Annotated in this window: 17 protein-coding genes; all 17 read left to right on the forward strand. The window is 56.7% G+C overall.

Annotated features, from left to right (window positions below; genetic code table 11):
• Positions 1–1,215: enterochelin esterase domain-containing protein (locus E4U03_RS10780; RefSeq protein WP_135013738.1), on the forward strand; the 1,215-nt coding region annotated here is incomplete at its 5' end.
• 5 nt (positions 1,216–1,220) lie between these two features.
• Positions 1,221–2,930, forward strand: a complete 1,710-nt coding sequence (locus E4U03_RS10785; RefSeq protein ID WP_135013739.1) for a (2,3-dihydroxybenzoyl)adenylate synthase — start codon at positions 1,221–1,223, stop codon at positions 2,928–2,930.
• A 10-nt stretch (positions 2,931–2,940) separates the two neighbouring features.
• On the forward strand, positions 2,941–3,153 hold the full coding sequence (locus E4U03_RS10790; protein WP_135013740.1) for an acyl carrier protein: 213 nt from the start codon (positions 2,941–2,943) through the stop codon (positions 3,151–3,153).
• Position 3,154: 1 nt separating this feature from the next.
• Positions 3,155–7,141 carry a non-ribosomal peptide synthetase gene (locus E4U03_RS10795; protein WP_135013741.1) on the forward strand — a complete coding sequence of 1,329 codons (3,987 nt, stop codon included), beginning with the start codon at positions 3,155–3,157 and terminating at the stop codon, positions 7,139–7,141.
• Between the two features lie 174 nt (positions 7,142–7,315).
• Positions 7,316–9,556, forward strand: coding sequence for a hypothetical protein (locus tag E4U03_RS12945; RefSeq protein ID WP_167752404.1), 2,241 nt, complete (start codon positions 7,316–7,318; stop codon positions 9,554–9,556).
• Between the two features lie 459 nt (positions 9,557–10,015).
• Positions 10,016–10,387, forward strand: coding sequence for a 50S ribosomal protein L14 (gene rplN / locus E4U03_RS10805; RefSeq protein ID WP_135013742.1), 372 nt, complete (start codon positions 10,016–10,018; stop codon positions 10,385–10,387).
• Between the two features lie 3 nt (positions 10,388–10,390).
• A complete protein-coding gene (rplX, locus tag E4U03_RS10810; RefSeq protein ID WP_135013743.1) occupies positions 10,391–10,726 on the forward strand; it encodes a 50S ribosomal protein L24 in 336 nt (111 codons plus the stop codon).
• Positions 10,726–11,286 carry a 50S ribosomal protein L5 gene (rplE, locus tag E4U03_RS10815; protein ID WP_135013744.1) on the forward strand — a complete coding sequence of 187 codons (561 nt, stop codon included), beginning with the start codon at positions 10,726–10,728 and terminating at the stop codon, positions 11,284–11,286. The genes rplX and rplE overlap by 1 nt, the downstream gene beginning before the upstream one ends.
• Before the next feature lie 67 nt (positions 11,287–11,353).
• The gene (gene rpsH, locus E4U03_RS10820) at positions 11,354–11,752 is read left to right on the forward strand and encodes a 30S ribosomal protein S8 (RefSeq protein WP_135013745.1); all 399 of its coding nucleotides are present in this window, start codon (positions 11,354–11,356) and stop codon (positions 11,750–11,752) included.
• 24 nt (positions 11,753–11,776) lie between these two features.
• Entirely contained in the window at positions 11,777–12,313 is a 537-nt protein-coding gene (rplF, locus tag E4U03_RS10825; RefSeq protein WP_135013746.1) for a 50S ribosomal protein L6, read from the forward strand.
• Between the two features lie 2 nt (positions 12,314–12,315).
• Complete coding sequence (gene rplR / locus E4U03_RS10830; protein WP_135013747.1) at positions 12,316–12,675, forward strand: 50S ribosomal protein L18; 360 nt, start codon at positions 12,316–12,318, stop codon at positions 12,673–12,675.
• Positions 12,675–13,358 carry a 30S ribosomal protein S5 gene (gene rpsE, locus E4U03_RS10835; RefSeq protein ID WP_135013748.1) on the forward strand — a complete coding sequence of 228 codons (684 nt, stop codon included), beginning with the start codon at positions 12,675–12,677 and terminating at the stop codon, positions 13,356–13,358. The genes rplR and rpsE overlap by 1 nt, the downstream gene beginning before the upstream one ends.
• The gene (rpmD, locus tag E4U03_RS10840) at positions 13,358–13,567 is read left to right on the forward strand and encodes a 50S ribosomal protein L30 (protein ID WP_135013749.1); all 210 of its coding nucleotides are present in this window, start codon (positions 13,358–13,360) and stop codon (positions 13,565–13,567) included. Before rpsE ends, rpmD begins: the two co-directional genes overlap by 1 nt.
• 2 nt (positions 13,568–13,569) lie before the next feature.
• Positions 13,570–14,022 (forward strand): 50S ribosomal protein L15, encoded by a 453-nt coding sequence (rplO, locus tag E4U03_RS10845; protein WP_135013750.1) that lies wholly within the window; start codon positions 13,570–13,572, stop codon positions 14,020–14,022.
• Positions 14,023–14,240: 218 nt separating this feature from the next.
• Positions 14,241–15,551 (forward strand): preprotein translocase subunit SecY, encoded by a 1,311-nt coding sequence (gene secY, locus E4U03_RS10850; RefSeq protein ID WP_135013751.1) that lies wholly within the window; start codon positions 14,241–14,243, stop codon positions 15,549–15,551.
• Positions 15,548–16,111: an adenylate kinase gene (locus E4U03_RS10855; RefSeq protein ID WP_135013752.1), complete on the forward strand. Its 564-nt coding sequence runs from the start codon at positions 15,548–15,550 to the stop codon at positions 16,109–16,111. Before secY ends, E4U03_RS10855 begins: the two co-directional genes overlap by 4 nt.
• Positions 16,112–16,220: 109 nt before the next feature.
• Positions 16,221–17,054 (forward strand): type I methionyl aminopeptidase, encoded by an 834-nt coding sequence (map, locus tag E4U03_RS10860; RefSeq protein ID WP_135013753.1) that lies wholly within the window; start codon positions 16,221–16,223, stop codon positions 17,052–17,054.
• The last annotated feature ends 2 nt before the right edge of the window (positions 17,055–17,056 follow it).

The raw sequence follows: 17,056 nt of genomic DNA on the forward strand, positions 1-17,056 counted from the left end.
AGGACTACCTCGCCCCGTATCTCCGCCCTCGTCGAGGCTCGGAACTCCGGGGAGCTGACGGACCAAGACCTCAGTACCCAGGTTCGCGAGCTCATGCAGCAGCTACCGCTCCTTGAACCGAGCCAACCCAACCACAGCATCGTTACCTTCATCTACGCTCAAACAGAGCCCCTAGACTCCGTGCTCCTCTTCGCAAACCGGCTGACCGATGAGACAAACCTAGAAGCAACGCTTCTCGAAAGAATTCCGGCAACACCCTACTGGTATGCCTCCTTTAACATGGAAAATACCTGGCGAGCGTCCTACAGCTTCCTGCCCACCCCCCAGGGCCAGCAACCAGCCTGGCTCACCAGCAACCACCACCCCCAGCTCCGCGCAGCCCTCGACGCTGGCCAGGCAGACCCAGCCAACCCCCAGCACTGCCCCAATAGAGGAGGAAACCTCCTCTCAGTCGTCGAACTACCGCAGGCACCGCGTACCCCCTACCAGGCTGACTACCGCACCCCCCACCAGCCGAACTGGAACAGCTACACCCCCAAAGACCCTCGCGCTCACCAGGGCACCCTAGACTACGAGCTCATTCCCATCGGTACCCCCATAGAACACTCGCCCCTCTTCATCATCTTTGACGGAGAAATCTGGGCCCACCAAGGACTACCCGCAGCGAGTGCTCAAGCGGTCAAGGACGCAGAGCTACAAGACCACTACCTACTGCTGATTCATTCAGGCGGACGCGAACAACGCTGGAAACAGCTAGGGCAGGACAGCTCCCTGCTTGCAGAAATCGCCAGCTGTCTACTCCCTTACCTAGCGCAAAAAGAAGCCCTCATGCTCTCCCCAGAGCGTACCGTTCTTGTGGGGCAAAGCCTGGGTGCGCTCGCAGCTCTCGTTGGCGTTTTCACCTACCCCCAAACCTTTGGTATCGCCCTGAGCCAGTCAGCTTCCCTCTGGAACCCTATCGCTAAACAGGCCTTTGCGCAGGCAAGCTGCACCCTGACGTCCGCCCAACGGCAAAAAATCCAGCTCTACCTAGAATGTGGAACCCAAGAATGGGTGCTGCTAGAACCTCACCAGAGCTTTGTGCAGGCTGCTCACACCGCGGGTTTTCATGCCCAGCTTATGACCTATAACGGTGGGCATGACTACGCCTGCTGGCGAAACAGCCTGGTGAGCCACTTGACCCAGATCTTTCCTGCCCCTAAGAACGAAAGCTAAAGCCCATGACAAAGACGTCTGCCCGCAGCCCGCTTCTGCCTATTGCCCCCATGCCCGAAGACTTCGCCCGTGTCTATCGGGAGGCTGGCTACTATCAGCCAGAAACCTTCCCCGAATTTATAGAAAACATCTTCAAACAATACCCCGATAACATTGCTGCCCACGGAGTCAGCACCCGGGAAAACTACCTGTCACCCAGCAGCGACACCAAGAGCTGGACCTACCGGCAGCTAGAGAACGAAGCCCATACCGCCGCTCAACATATCCGTAGCCTCGGTGTTTGCCCGGGCGACCGCGTTATCCTGCAGCTACCTAACACCCTAGAATTTCTCTCCTATATGTTAGGAGCTTTTATTGCCGGTACCCTGCCTATCTTCGCCCTACCGAAACACCGGGCTAAAGACCTGGCCCACTTCGCGCGAACCACAGACGCAGCGCTGCACATCTTCGCCCAGGGCGCTGAAAACACAGATTACTGGGCTCTTCACGCTGATTACAGTCAGCAACTTCAGGAAGAAGGGCTAGAACCGCCCCTGGCGCTAGACCTGACCCAGGCACCTGTTGCTGACCCTGAGCAAGTCCCGCACTATGACCGGCCGGTAGCCGACCGCGGAGCAAGAATCCTGAGCGAAAACACGGCCTTCTTTCAACTATCTGGCGGAACCACAGGGCTATCTAAACTCATTCCCCGCACCCATGCAGACTATCTCTACTCTGTTCGGGCCTCAACAGAAATCTGCGAGGTAACAGAAGAGACGATTAGCCTTGTGGTACTTCCCGCTGCCCATAACTTCACCATGAGTTCACCGGGTATTCTTGGTTCCCTCTATCGGGGAGCTACCTTGGTCTTTGCCCATGACCCCAGCCCCCAAACCTCTTTTGCCCTGATTCAGCGTCATCAGGTAACCCAGGTTTCCCTAGTGCCCCCGCTGGTGCAGAGCTGGCTGCTACTGGCTGAGCGTCGTTCACTGAGCTTTCCGAGCTTGAGGGTTATTCAGGTCGGTGGCGCCAAACTTTCTCCTACCCTGGCCCGAAAAATTACTCCCCAGCTTGGGGCGACCCTGCAGCAGGTAGCCGGTATGGCCGAGGGGCTGGTGAACTACACCCGGCTGAGCGATGATCATGAAACGGTGTGTTCAACTCAGGGTAGGCCCATTAGCCCCCACGACGAAATCAGGGTCGTTGACGGGCAAGGGCAGGCGGTCGGTACAGGCCAGGTGGGGGAGTTACTGACCCGCGGCCCCTACACAATCCGCCAGTACTACGGTGCTGATGCACAGCGGGGAGCCAGCTTTACCGAAGATGGTTTTTACCGCACCGGGGATCTGGTGAAGCTTGATAGCCAGGGAAACCTTGAAATGGTAGGGCGTATCAAAGACCAGATTAATCGTGCGGGAGAAAAGATATCGATTGATGAGCTAGAGGACGCCGCCCTGCAGTTGGCAGATATTAAGGACGCTATTGCCATCGGCATTCCAGACGAACGGCTGGGGGAAAAAGTCGGTCTGGCGCTCACGGTTCAGGAGACAGTTCAGTACCCCACGCTGCAGTCTGTGCGAGAGCAGCTTCGGGAGCTAGGCCTGAGCGAGTACAAACTCCCAGACCAGGTCTTCGTGCTGAACGATTTACCCCTGACAAATGTAGGAAAAATTTCTCGAAAAAATCTCAGGTCTCAGCTCGCACAGGAGCTGCTTGGTTCCACACACTCAAAGTAAGGACGCCCCCATGTCACTTGATCAGTTGAAAGAACTCCTCGCCTCCTATCTTCCCCAGGGCTCGCAGGACCTTGACCCCTTTAGCAGTATTTTTGATGCCGGGCTAGATTCCATGGGAGCTTTTCTTTTACTCGATGATCTGGCAGCTGCCGGGTATCAGATTGAATTTACAGACTTCGTTGCCCACCCCACCCTTCAGTTTTTGAGGGAGGCGACTGCCTAAGATGTCACGGTCCTGGTACCCCCTACCTCGTTCTGCTCAGGGAATCTTCTTTGCCACTGAGCTTGAGCCCGAAAGTTCTACCTATATAACAGCTGAGCTGGTAGTTTTTGAAGCTCCCCTAGAAGCGGGGCTCTTACGCCGAGCAATAAAAGTGGTCTATGCGGAGCACGAAACCCTAAGAACCATTATCGAGCTAGGGGAGCGGGGCCGGGGCACGCGGGAGGTAATGTGGGCTGCACTTCCTGCCGAAGAGCACCTTCAGCGCCTAGAGATTCTTGAGGAGCTAGAACTTGAGGCAGTACCGGGCGAGGAAGAAGCTACCGTTTTAGCCTGGGCCCAGCAACGACGTCAGCGTCCCATGCCCGTTTGCCAGGGGCAGGGGCTTGATTCTGCCCTGGTGCATATCAATGGCCGGTACTGGTTTTATCATGCCATTCACCACCTCCTGGCTGATGGCTTTGCTGCCTATGAGATACTGCGGCAGATTTTTTCTGCCTATAGCCAGCTAGAAAAGGGTGAGGAACCTTCCTTCCACAAGCGTCCTTCGCTTGCTGAGCTTGCCGAAGAAGAGGCTAAAAATCAGCGGGTGCTTGAGGGCCAGCTTGCTGCCTACCTACAGAAACTACCGGAGCTTGCCTGGGACGAGGACCCGAGTCTAGATAGCGTATCTGGTGCAGGTGGAACTGAAGCAGCCGGTGAAACTGTGCGTGTGCGCGCCCTGCTGTCACCTGAGCTGCAGAACTCCTACCGGATAATTGGTGAGCTGACGAGGGCGTCTTGGCCTCAAATGATGATTGCGGCGGTAGGCGCTTTTATGGGCCGGCACCAGGGGCAGGAGGCTTTTCGAGCTCTGGTTCCGCAGATGAACCGTGTGATACCGGGGCTAGCTCCCAGGCTGAGTGCTCAAACGGCTCTGAGCGCGGTGAACCTGCTACCCCTTGTTTGCCCTGCCCGCGGCAACGCCCGCAAAGCACTAGAAACTGTGCAAGACGGGATGTGGTATAACGCCGAACACGCCCTAGCGCCTTATGAAGATCTTCAGGCGAGAGCCTCCCAGCAGGGAGTGCTTCTGGGCGGAGCCCAAATTAATATTGTGCCCTTCGACGCCCGTTTTGTTGCGGGGACTGCAGGGGTGGGGCGCGTTGTGAACGTGGCAGCCGGGCCTGTTCCCCACCTGACCGTGACCGTCCGCGGAACTCCCTACCGGGGGCAAGAGCTGTCGGTAGAACTCGATATCAACCCTGAACTGCTGCTGGCACAAGATGCCGACGCTGTGGCTCAGCGACTAATTCATTGGCTAGAGAAGTGGGCTCAGGTTGCGTTAGAAGATGGCTCTTTGGAAGCGCTGTCCCTGCTCAGCCCCCACGATGAAGCTCTGCTGGAGTCCTTGCAGGGGGAAACAGTTGCCCTAGACTACAAGCCCCTCGCCGCTATTGTGGAGCACAAAGCACAGGAAATACCCGAGCAGGTAGCCTTCGCTGAGGCTGCGAACTATCAGCAAGGCTCCTGGAATTTTCAGGGCGGACGGGAGCTAACCTACGCCCAGCTTCGTAATAGCAGTATTAGCCTGGCTCTTGAATTAGCTAGCCGGGAAATAGGGCAGGGGAGCAGGGTCGGGGTGCGCGGGCATCGCAGCCTTGAGTTCATGGTTCTGGTTTTTGCTCTGGCCTATCTTGGCGCGGTTTATGTTCCCCTTGAGCCCTCGCTGCCAGGTAGCAGGGTGCGGAGCATGTGCCAGGACGCCGAACTTGAGCTAGTTGTCAACAGTGATTTTCTGGGGCAGCAGCAACTCGAAGAACTCTCTCGGGAATACGGGGTAGAGGTTATGGGCTTCCCTGAGAACCTAGAAGACAGGAGCACTGAGTGCGATCTGGCGGAGATGAAGGGCCTGACGCTAGACGGTGATGAGCTGGCCTATATCTTATTTACATCCGGTTCTACCGGCAGGCCCAAGGGCGTGGGTGTTAAGGCCCTAGCCCTGCATAATCGTCTCGCCTGGCAGACCCAGCTCGTCAAGCTAGGTCAGGAAGAGTGGGTTCTATATAAGACTCCTATCTCCTTTGACGTTCATGTCTGGGAGCTCTACTGGGGAGTTACTCAGGGCGCTAGAACAGTGCTCTGTGCCCCTTTGGGGCACCGCGACCCCGCTTATTTAGCAAGGATTATCTGTAGTTCTGCTATTGACGTGCTTCATTTTGTACCCAGTATGTTAGCTGCCTTTAACAGATCGAAGCAGGCCCAAGAGCTCATGCACACAGGGAAGGGGCCGCGGGCAGTGGTCTGCTCTGGAGAGGCTCTTGATGCATCTTTAGTTCGGCAGACCCACCGGCTGATGGGAGCCAAGGTCTATAACTTTTATGGTCCCACCGAAGCCGCTATAGACGTCACGGCCTACTGTATGGATCCTGGGCAGGTGCCCGACCTTGTGCCTATGGGACAGCCCGTATGGAATACTGCAGTATCGATTCGGGACTCTGCGGGGCACCCCTGCCCACCGCTAATGCGAGGCGAACTCTACCTGCACGGAGTACAGGTGAGCGACGGCTACCTTAACCGCCCAGAAGCTACCGCCGCCGCATTTTCATCGGACGACCACGGCCAATCTGTCTACGCTACAGGTGACATGGTGGTGTGGGGCAAGGATGGCCTTCTGTACTACCGCGGGCGGCTGGACCATCAAATTAAGATTCGGGGTCAGCGAGTTGAGCTTGCAGAAATTGAGGCGGTTCTCTCTGAGGTCCCTTCTCTTGCCCGAAGCTGCCTTATCTACCGTCAAGAAGGGGCTAAAGAGTACCTCATCGCCTTTATGGAGATAGCACCCGGCATGAGCACTGACGAAGCAGTAGAAGCTGCCCGCTGTCATGCTGCCCTGCATCTGAGTGACTACATGGTCCCTTCGCACTGGCAGGTTCTAGAGACTTTACCGCTGACTATAAACGGGAAGGTCGACCGCACTACACTGATGGGCTACCCCCTCCTGCCGGAAGAAGAAGCTGGGGAGGCACCACCGCAAAGCTTTACCGTTGAACGTTGCTGCCAGGTCTTTAGTCGCGTGCTGGGGCATGAGATAGGGGCAGAAACTGACTTTTTCTCTGCTGGTGGCCATTCGCTACTTGCCATGGTTCTGGCAGAGGAGCTGGGCCAAGAATTCGGGTGTGAGGTTTCCTTGGTGAGCATCTTCGCTAACCCTACTCCCCAGGGGCTTGCTGCTAGCTTGTTCCAGGAGAAACTGGATGACTTTGCTCCCTGCCTGTTGCTGCGTCCTGGGGACGGCGGTGCCCCCGTCATCTTTTTGCCTCCGGCGGGAGGTCTGGGCTGGTGCTATGCTCCCTTGCTTTCGGCTTTTCCCGAAAGTAGCCCGATTTTTCTGATTCAGGCTGAAGAATATTCTGGGGCGGAAAGAGGAGGGAATAGTTCTTCCCTCGCGGAAGCTGCAGCCAGAGCCCTGGAAAGACTGCTTGAGATGCAAGGAGCTGATTTGCAAGGAGCTACCCTTGTGGGCTGGTCTTTGGGCGGCATGATGGCTCAAGAACTGGCGTATCTTTTGGAGTCACGGGGGCTAGCGCCCCAGAAAGTTATTGTGCTGGACGCCTACCCCCAGTCCTACTGGAGGACTTTCCCGCCTGCGCAAGAGGTAGATAAATGGAGAGCTATTGCCAGGTTAGGTGGCCTAGAGCTAGATGAGGCAGACCTGACAGAAGCTGGGGTCCTAGAGGCTCTGAGGAAGAGCAGTAGCGCCCTGGGCTCTTTGCCGTCGGAGCGCTTGAAGGTCTGTTTGGCACAGGTTCAAAAAGCTATGGAGTGGGTTCGTCAGGGAACTCCGTCAGCTCTCGATGCCCCTGTTGTTCTGATAGCGGCTCAGGAGACGCTGGAGTCAGGTGCTCCTGCCCACGAGTGGAAAGAGTATTGCTCGGATTATGAGCTCGTGGTGGCAGAAGGAGGGCATACGGACGTGCTGAAAGCGGCTCTGATTGAACAGATTCTGTAATGCTTTGCCAATTAGAGAAGAAAAGAGTGACCTAATATGGAAAAATACTTGCCTCACGCTCTTAATTAGGGAAAACTTAACTTTGTATTCGGTAAGGCTACCCTCATATAGCGCTGAATGTATCCTAAATGGGCTTAGCTGCCCTACCACACCACACATTTTTAAAGAGGACAGATGAAACTCTCTCATCAGGCACTCCGCCGCAACCGCTCCCGTTTCCTGCTCACCGGCAGCACCACAGCAATGATGCTAGGCGCACTTTTGATTGCTCCTGTGACCTCAACAGAGAGCGCATTTGCAGATGATTCCACCCAGAGTTGCACCTTCCGGGCATTTGACGTTGCCTCAACCCAGCACCAGGGTCTGCCCGGGCAATACCAGCTGGCTTACTCGGCAGCCAACGACACCCTGTGGGTTACCGGCTCCAACGGACGTCCGCCCATCATGACCTCAACCCTGGCAAAGGTTGACCCGGCAACCATGCAGATTACCCACACCGTCGGTCTGAATACCACCAGCTACTCACCCCGTGGCTGGGAAGGAGAAAACCCTGCTGGCTACCAGGTCGCTGGTGCCTACGGTGTTGGAGTCGATGACGTCAACGGCACCGTCTGGGTGACCAACACCCGCACTAACAGTGTTACTGCCTTCGACCAGGCCACCATGAAACAGGTCTTCACGACTCTGGATTTACCGGAAGACCAGGCAATTACAACTGCCCACCCCCGCGAGGTGCGAGCTGCACAGGGCAAAATCTTTATCGGCACCCAGGGGTCCATCGTTGTTCTAGACGGCGCCACCTACCAGCACCTTGCGGCGATTCCTGTCAGCGATGCCTCCGGCCGTGCAGCAAGCGTCATGAACTTCGCCCTGGACGAAGAAGCAGGCCTGGGTTATTTCCCCGTCTTTGGAACCCCGAAGCTGGTTGTTGTAGACCTTAATACGCTAGCTATCGTCAATGAATTTGCCCTGCAGGGTAACGATGCCAGTGCAGACCTTATTGCTTCTGACGTCACCTTTGATCGGTCACTCAACGAACTTTACGTCTCAAGCCAGGGCTCCAACGGGGTCAACGCAGGTGTGGGCGTCTACGACAAGACCGCCGGTGCCTTCAAGAGCTGGATTAACTTTGGTACCCAGGGCCTTTCAATCGACGCTGACGAAGCTCGAGACCTGGTCTACGCAACTGACCTTTCAACCGGTTCCTACTACGTGATTGACGGGCAAACAGACCGAATTGCCGCCACCGTGGCTCGTACCGTCGGTGAAGGCATGGGGGCAAACGATGTAGCTGTAACCCCCCACGGTGTCATCGGCCTTGAACGTGGAACCGCTTTTACCAATGTTGAAGTACCTTTTACCCTTGACTACAAGACCGGCAAGTATGCTTCAGCTGCGGTTGAGGTAAAGGGTCTGCAGAATGTTGCGGCAGAAGGGCAGCCCGCTGACTGGCAGGATGTTGAAGCTACAGCTATCAACGCGCACGCAATGACCAAGTTCACCGTGACCGACAATGGCACAGTGGCAGGTCAAGCAGCTACGTCAGCTGAAACTATCAATAGTTTTGAAGGCGCCAGTGCTGACGGGGCAAAGCTGGTTGTCACTAACGTTTCTGAAAGCGGTCAGATGACCCTCACTGGTACCGGATTCACTCATCCATCCGGTGGCGGCTCAGTATTGGGACTGCTGTATGACGACAGGGCAACCCAGATGAATGATGGTGAAGGTAGCGTCGTGCGGACTATCGAAGCTGATGCACAAGGCAACTTCACTGTTACCCTGCCTGTTCCCACAGGTAGCAACTCCAACAATGCCTGGTTAGCTGGGTCCACTCATAAGGTGCGAGTTCTCACCGGTAGCCTCAAGGATGGCGACCAGCCTCGTAGCATCCCTGTTGAAGTAACTGTTGCTGAGACTGCAGTAACTACCTGTGAAGCTCCTGAAACTGCCACTGTTACCTCAACTCTGGCAGCCTTTGGTGGCTATGGAACTTTCGTGGACTCTGCTGTAGGAATCGAGCCTGCACCTGAACCCAGCAATGAGCCTACCCCCACTCCTTCTGTAGAACCTAGCCAAGCTCCTAGCTCTGACCCCTCAAGCCAGCCCACCGAAGAGCCGACCACCAATCCCAGCGCTGAACCGACCTCCGATCCCAGTTCAGCACCCAGTGCAGGGGCAACGGGGCAGGCTAGCGACGGCGCGGTAATTTCTCAGCAGCAGACGGGAGTGGCGAACCAGGGCGGCACAAGCACCGGCCAGTCCCAGACCGGTACATCTGCACAGCAGACAGCTAGCTCAGCCGGTAGTAGCAAACTGGCCCACACCGGTGCATCGGTTGCTATCCTATCGGGAATCGGCGCTCTTGCCTTAGTTGCAGGTGTAGCAGTCATTGTTTACCGACGTCGTGCAGCCTAAGCGATAGTGTAGTAGGTATAGGGATCTACCCCAAATAAAAGCTACGATTTCTCACTCAGGGTGGAGAGACTCCGACTGGAGACTCTCTGCCCTGAGGCTTTCTTACTGTCTTGCTGCGGACGATGTGTTGAAAACAACGTGCAAGCAAGGCTCTTTGTAGGGAAGGTCTCTTTTCTAACGTCTTATCAACTGGTAAAGTTTTCATTCTGTGTGGTTCACTATACCCACACAACCACGGTTCTTTTCGTGCCACAGCATAATGCCGCTCAAAACGCGGGGTTCGCCCGCTAACGCGGGTCTAGATGCTCGTCGGCATGATAGGAGCCCAGGCGTGTCCGCCAACTCTTCAACTCATTCAAGGGCTGTAAGAGACCGGCGCGTCAACATCCCGTAGAAATGTTCCGCAAGGCTGGCTCACAAAATACCGTGTGTCGGAACCGGCGAGACGACAGGAGAAATATGATTCAGCAGGAGTCACGACTCAAGGTTGCTGACAACACCGGTGCGAAGGAAATCCTGACCATCCGTGTTCTCGGCGGCTCAAAGCGTCGTTACGCAGGCATTGGCGACATCATCGTCGCAACCGTCAAGGACGCAATCCCCGGCGGTACCGTAAAGAAGGGCGACGTTGTTAAGGCAGTAGTCGTCCGCACCAAGAAGGAAGTTCGTCGTCCCGACGGCTCCTACATCAAGTTCGACGAGAACTCAGCAGTAATTCTCAAGAACACCGATGGTGACCCCCGTGGCACCCGTATCTTCGGACCTGTTGGCCGCGAACTGCGCGACAAGAAGTTCATGAAGATCATTTCACTTGCTCCGGAGGTGCTCTAACTCATGGCTAAGATTAAGTCTGGCGACCTGGTACAGGTTATTTCAGGTGCAGATAAGGGTAAACAGGGCAAGGTTCTGAAAGTATTCCCCAAGACCGAGCGCGTGCTGGTTGAAGGCGTTAAGATCGTCACCAAGCACAACAAGGCTAACCCCATGACCGGCAAAGCTGGCGGCATCGAAAAGGTTGAGGCACCGATTCACGTTTCAAACGTTGCAATCGTTGATCCCGAGACCAAGAAGCCGACCCGCGTTGGTTACCGCCTCGAGACCGTAGAGCGCAATGGCAAGGAACGCACTGCTCGCGTTCGCGTTGCCAAGAGCTCGGGTAAGGACATCTAATGACCGAAGCAAAGATTACCCCTCGTTTCAAGACTAAGTTCAACGAAGTAGTCACCCCCGCCCTGCAGGAAGAGTTCAAGTACGAGAACGTCATGCAGGCACCGAAGATCGTTAAGGTCGTCGTTAACATGGGTGTTGGTGAAGCTGCTAAAGACGCGAAGCTCATGGATGGTGCTATCCGCGACCTCACCGCTATCACCGGTCAGAAGCCGCTCGTTACCCGCGCGAAGAAGTCCATCGCACAGTTCAAGCTGCGTGAAGGTCAGCCCATCGGCGCACACGTCACCCTCCGTGGCGATCGCATGTGGGAATTCCTCGACCGCCTCGTCACCCTGGCACTTCCCCGTATCCGCGACTTCCGCGGCCTCTCGGACCGCCAGTTCGACGGTAACGGTAACTACACCTTCGGTCTGACCGAACAGTCCATGTTCCACGAAATCGATCAGGACTCAATCGATCGCGTACGTGGTATGGACATCACCGTAGTAACCACTGCAAAGACCGACGATGAAGGCCGTGCGCTTCTGAAGGCACTCGGCTTCCCGTTCAAGACCCAGTAACGACTACGTTATAGGTCCGCACCGAATCACGGTGAGGAAACCATAACGAGGAAGGGCTCAGCCCACCATGACTATGACAGATCCTGTCGCAGATATGCTGACCCGTTTGCGCAACGCAAACTCAGCACATCACGACACCGTGTCAATGCCTTACTCCAAGCTCAAGGCTCGCATCGCCGAGATCCTCAAGGCTGAAGGCTACATCGCTGATTTCAAGGAAGAGGAAGCAAAGGTCGGTAAGACTCTCACCCTCGAACTGAAGTTCGGCCCCTCACGTGAGCGCTCCATTGTAGGCGTTCGCCGCATTTCCAAGCCGGGTCTGCGTGTATACGCAAAGTCCACCAACCTGCCCCAGGTACACGGTGGCCTCGGCATCGCAATCCTGTCAACCTCTTCAGGTCTGCTCACTGACAAGCAGGCTGCGAAGAAGGGTGTTGGCGGCGAAGTCGTCGCTTACATCTGGTAGTCGGTAGAAGAGAAAGGAAGAAGAATGTCACGTATTGGACGTCTCCCCATCTCGGTTCCTGCCGGCGTTGAGGTAAAGATCGACGGCAACGTAGTTGCTGTTAAGGGTGCAAAGGGCGAGCTGACCCACGAGGTTGCTGCTCCCATCACCGTTGCACTCGAAGACGGTATTGTCACCGTTTCCCGCCCGAACGATGAGCGTGCATCACGTTCACTGCACGGCCTGACCCGCACCCTGATTCAGAACATGATCATCGGTGTTACCGAGGGCTACTCCAAGAAGCTCGAAATCGTTGGTACCGGTTACCGCGTAACCGCTAAGGGTTCCGACCTCGAGTTCGCACTTGGCTACTCACACCCCATCACCATCGAAGCACCCGAGGGTATCACCTTCACTGTTGAGGGCGCTAACAAGCTGACCGTTTCCGGTATCAGCAAGCAGCAGGTAGGCCAGGTAGCCGCTAACATCCGCGGTCTGCGCAAGCCCGATCCCTACAAGGGTAAGGGTATTCGCTACGAAGGCGAGCAGATCCGTCGCAAGGTCGGAAAGGCTGGTAAGTAACAATGGCTGTAAAGACTAAGTCAGCACAGCGCGCACGCCGTCACGCACGCGTCCGCAAGTACGTTTCAGGCACCGCAGCACGCCCCCGCCTGTCCGTCACCCGCTCAGCTCGTCACATGTTCGTTCAGGTTATTGATGACACCAAGGGTCTGACTCTGGCATCAGCTTCCACCATGGAAGCAGACCTGCGCGCAGCAGAGCTGGACAAGACCGCTAAGGCAAAGCGCGTTGGCGAACTCGTTGCCGAGCGTGCCAAGGCAGCAGGCATCGAAGCAGTTGTCTTCGACCGCGGTGGTAACAAGTACCACGGCCGTGTCGCAGCAGTTGCAGAAGGCGCACGCGAAGGAGGTCTGGCACTCTAATGAGCGAGCAGACTGTAAACGAAAAGGAAACTCAGGTGACTGAAGCAACCGCAGAAGCTACCGCTGAAACCTCCGAGAAGCGCGAAGCCCGCCGTAACGAGCGCGGCGAACGCCGCGGTAACCGCGGTGAGCGCCGCAACAACCGCGGCCGCGAAGAAGAGAAGGACAAGTTCATCGAGCGCGTTGTTACCATCAACCGCGTCTCCAAGGTCGTCAAGGGTGGTCGTCGCTTCAGCTTCACCGCACTCGTCGTTGTTGGTGACGGTAACGGTATGGTTGGCGTTGGCTACGGCAAAGCGAAGGAAGTTCCTGCAGCTATCTCAAAGGGTGTAGAAGAAGCAAAGAAGAACTTCTTCCGCGTACCCCGCGTTGAAGGCCGCACCATTCCTCACCGCGTTCAGGGTGAAGCAGCAGCAGGCGTAGTTATGCTCCGCCCCGCTACCGCTGGTACCGGTGTTATCGCTGGTGGTCCCGTTCGTGCCGTACTTGAGGCAGCAGGCATCCACGATGTTCTGTCCAAGTCACTCGGTTCATCGAACCAGATCAACATTGTCCACGCGACCATCGAAGCACTGCGCCAACTCGAAGAGCCCGTAGCAGTTGCTGCACGCCGTGGTCTTCCCCAGGACGAGGTTATCCCCGGCTTCCTGCGTGTCGCTCAGTCTGAAAAGGCAGGTGCGTAATGACCGGTAAGCGTATTCAGCCCAGCGACGCAAAGCTGGAAATCACCCAGATCAAGTCCTATGTCGGTGAGAAGCAGAACATGCGCGACACCCTCCGTTCCCTGGGCCTCAAGCGCCCCGGCAACAAGGTTGTTCGCACTGCTGACCCCGTCACCTGCGGCATGATTAACACCGTAGCTCACCTGGTTCAGGTTGAGGAGGTCAAGTAAAGATGGCAAACAACGACGCTATCAAGATTCACGATCTGCGCCCGGCTCCGGGTGCCCACAAGGCTAAGACCCGCGTAGGCCGCGGTGAAGGCTCAAAGGGTAAGACCGCAGGTCGCGGTACCAAGGGTACCAAGGCACGTTACCAGGTTCGCGCCGGCTTCGAAGGTGGTCAGCTTCCGCTGCACATGCGCCTTCCCAAGCTGCGTGGCTTCAAGAACCCCTTCCGCACCGAGTACCAGGTTGTTAACCTGGACCGCATTGCGGAACTGTTCCCCGAGGGCGGCGACATCACCGTTGACGCTCTGGTAGCAGCTGGTGCAGTTCGCAAGAACGAACTAGTCAAGGTTCTGGGTACCGGCGAAATCTCAGCAGCTTACAATGTAACCGTTGACAAGGTTTCTGAGTCAGCTAAGGCCAAGATTGAGGCTGCTGGCGGTTCTGTAACCGTCAAGTAGTCCCATGACGCACCGGGGCAATCCGGACGCGGCAAACTATTGCGGGGTGCCCCGCTCACTTCGGTGGGCGGGGCACCTTTCTTTACGCTCAGAGGGCCTGCGCTACGCACAAAAGACTTTTAAGCGATAGACTGGACAAGATTGTGTATCCGCCCCGTCCACCTGCCAGTAGCAGGTTGCCCGGGGCAACCTAATTTTTTTGTCTCACAGGAGGACATGTGCTGACCGCTTTCGGACGGGCTTTCAAGACGCCCGACCTGCGTAATAAGCTGCTGTTCACCCTGGGTATTATCGTGATCTACCGCGTGGGCGTCTTTATTCCCGCCCCCGGTGTCTCCTACGGAAATGTGCAGCAGTGCCTGTCGACCGTTACCGCAAGCGGTGGCGTCTACGACATGATTAACCTCTTTAGCGGTGGCGCGCTGCTCCAGCTATCGATTTTTGCCCTGGGCGTTATGCCTTACATTACCGCGAGCATTATTGTTCAGCTGCTTCGCGTCGTCATTCCCCGCTTCCAGCAGCTCCATGAGGAAGGTGCCCAGGGGCAGACCAAACTGACCCAGTACACCCGCTACCTCACCATTTTGCTTGCTCTGCTGAACGCCACCACCATTGTGTCGCTGGCTCGTTCGGGTATGCTCCTACAGGGCTGCACTCTGCCGATTATTCCCGATGACGGTATCTGGAACATTCTGCTGATTATCACCGCTCTGACTGCAGGTACCGGTGTGGTCATGTGGCTGGGCGAACAGATTACCGAAAAGGGCGTGGGCAACGGTATGTCCCTGCTGATTTTCACCTCGATCGCGGCGTCCTTCCCTTCCGCTTTTGGTTCCATTCTGCAGACCCAGGGCTGGGGCATCTTCTCAGCAGTTGTCGCGGTCGGCCTGCTAGTTATCGTTGCGGTTGTCTTCGTTGAGCAGTCTCAGCGTCGTATCCCCGTGCAGTACGCCAAGCGAATGATTGGCCGCCGCACCATCGGCGGTACCACCACCTACATTCCTCTCAAGGTCAACATGGCCGGCGTTATCCCCATCATCTTCGCATCCTCCATGCTGATGGTGCCCGGTCTCATCGCCCGCTTCAACACCCCCTCAGACGGCTCAGCCCCGCCTGAGTGGGTCAACTGGATCAACACCTACCTGGTCATGGGTGATCACCCGCTCTACATGACCCTCTACTTCCTGCTGATTCTGGGTTTTGCCTACTTCTATGTCTCCATCACCTTCAACACCGAAGAAGTTGCGGGCAACATGAAGAAGTACGGCGGCTTCATCCCCGGCATCCGCGCAGGCCGCCCCACCCAGGAATACCTGAGCTACGTGCTCAACCGTATTACCCTTCCCGGCGCCATCTACGTAGCCCTACTAGCGCTCCTACCGCTGGTAGCCTTCGTCCTCTTCGGCGCCAACCAGAATTTCCCGCTCGGCGGTGCCTCACTGCTGATCGTTATCGGCGTTGGCCTTGACACCGTCAAGCAAATCGACGCCCAGCTCCAACAACGCAACTACGAAGGACTGCTCCGATGAATCGTCTGCTCATCATTGGCCCTCCCGGCGCCGGCAAAGGCACCCAGGCCGTCAAAATCGCTGCAAAGCTGAACATCCCCGCTATCTCTACCGGCGACATCTTCCGCAAGAACATCAAGGAAGAAACCGAGCTAGGTAAGGAAGCCAAGAGCTACATCGACTCAGGCAACTTGGTCCCCGACTCCGTGACCAACCGTATGGTCCGTGCCCGCCTGGCTGAAGACGATACCGCTAATGGCTTCCTGCTCGATGGCTACCCCCGCAACACCGCCCAGGTCGGTGAGCTCGACACCATCCTCGCAGACATGGGCCAGGAAATCGGCCAGGTGCTGCTGCTCGTCGCCGACAACGACGAACTGGTCGAACGTCTGCTGGGCCGCGCCGCTAAGGAAGGTCGCTCAGATGACAACGAAGAGGTCATCCGCCACCGCCTCAAGGTCTACGAAGAAGAAACCGCACCTCTCGTAGCTATTTACACCGAGCGCGGCCTCGTGACCGAGATCGACGGCCTTGGCGAGATTGATGAAGTCACCGCCCGAATCATAGACGCACTCAAGTAAACGTCCGCTCCACCTGTGCCCCCGGTCATTGCGGGGGCACAGGCTTTTAAAGCAGACTGGTGTAGTTTGACTCCACTACGCCACACAAACCTAGCCAGGAAAGAGCACTATGCGCCGCATCGAATACAAAACAGACCGCCAGCTTGCTGAAATGGCCAGAGCAGGTGTGATCACCTCCCGTGCCCTGGACGCAGCGGTAGCAGCTGCCGCCCCCGGCGTCACTACCGCCGAACTCGATACGGTCTTCCGCGGCATCCTCGCTGAACACGGCGCAGGATCCAACTTCCTGGGCTACTACGACTACCCGGCAACCATCTGCACATCGGTCAACGACGAGGTCGTTCACGGTATCCCCGGCCCCCGCGTCCTTTCCGAAGGCGACATCATCTCCATCGACGGAGGCGCCACTGTACAGGACGCCCGTGGCACCACCTGGCACGGCGACTCCGCCCGCACCGCCCTCATCGGCGAGGTCTCAGACGCCCGCCGTGAACTCTCAGAAATCACCCGAGCAGCCCTCTGGCACGGCATCGCGGCCCTCGCCACCGCCAAAAAAATTGGTGAAGTCGGCTTCGCCATCGAAAACTTCGTTCGGGAAGAAACCGGCGACAAGTACGGAATCATCGAAGACTTCGTAGGTCACGGCATCGGTACCTCCATGCACATGTCCCCCGACGTCCTCAACTACGCCGCCCGCGACCTCGGCCCCCGCATCAAAAAGGGCATGGCCTTCGCCATCGAACCCATGCTTGTGACTGGCTCTATTGAAACCGTCACCCTCGAGGACGACTGGACCATCAAAACTGTCGATGGGGGAGACGCCTGCCAATGGGAACACTCCGTCTGCATGCACTCCGAAGGTATCTGGGTGCTCACCGCAGAGGACGGCGGCGCCTCCGAACTCTCCAAACTCGGCGTCACCGTCAAACCCATCCCCGCCTAAAC

It is taken from the genome of Rothia nasimurium (assembly GCF_004569295.1).
Lineage (GTDB): Bacteria > Actinomycetota > Actinomycetes > Actinomycetales > Micrococcaceae > Rothia > Rothia nasimurium_B.

Bases quoted from the DNA above. Each gene is read 5' to 3' on its own strand.
- map (WP_135013753.1), top strand. From the start codon at position 16,221: ATGCGCCGCATCGAATACAAAACAGACCGCCAGCTTGCTGAAATGGCC.
- rplR (WP_135013747.1), top strand. From the start codon at position 12,316: ATGGCTGTAAAGACTAAGTCAGCACAGCGCGCACGCCGTCACGCACGC.
- rplO (WP_135013750.1), top strand. From the start codon at position 13,570: ATGGCAAACAACGACGCTATCAAGATTCACGATCTGCGCCCGGCTCCG.
- rplE (WP_135013744.1), top strand. From the start codon at position 10,726: ATGACCGAAGCAAAGATTACCCCTCGTTTCAAGACTAAGTTCAACGAA.
- rpsE (WP_135013748.1), top strand. From the start codon at position 12,675: ATGAGCGAGCAGACTGTAAACGAAAAGGAAACTCAGGTGACTGAAGCA.
- rpmD (WP_135013749.1), top strand. From the start codon at position 13,358: ATGACCGGTAAGCGTATTCAGCCCAGCGACGCAAAGCTGGAAATCACC.
- E4U03_RS10795 (WP_135013741.1), top strand. From the start codon at position 3,155: ATGTCACGGTCCTGGTACCCCCTACCTCGTTCTGCTCAGGGAATCTTC.
- rplX (WP_135013743.1), top strand. From the start codon at position 10,391: ATGGCTAAGATTAAGTCTGGCGACCTGGTACAGGTTATTTCAGGTGCA.
- E4U03_RS10790 (WP_135013740.1), top strand. From the start codon at position 2,941: ATGTCACTTGATCAGTTGAAAGAACTCCTCGCCTCCTATCTTCCCCAG.
- rplF (WP_135013746.1), top strand. From the start codon at position 11,777: ATGTCACGTATTGGACGTCTCCCCATCTCGGTTCCTGCCGGCGTTGAG.
- E4U03_RS12945 (WP_167752404.1), top strand. From the start codon at position 7,316: ATGAAACTCTCTCATCAGGCACTCCGCCGCAACCGCTCCCGTTTCCTG.
- rpsH (WP_135013745.1), top strand. From the start codon at position 11,354: ATGACTATGACAGATCCTGTCGCAGATATGCTGACCCGTTTGCGCAAC.
- E4U03_RS10855 (WP_135013752.1), top strand. From the start codon at position 15,548: ATGAATCGTCTGCTCATCATTGGCCCTCCCGGCGCCGGCAAAGGCACC.
- rplN (WP_135013742.1), top strand. From the start codon at position 10,016: ATGATTCAGCAGGAGTCACGACTCAAGGTTGCTGACAACACCGGTGCG.
- E4U03_RS10785 (WP_135013739.1), top strand. From the start codon at position 1,221: ATGACAAAGACGTCTGCCCGCAGCCCGCTTCTGCCTATTGCCCCCATG.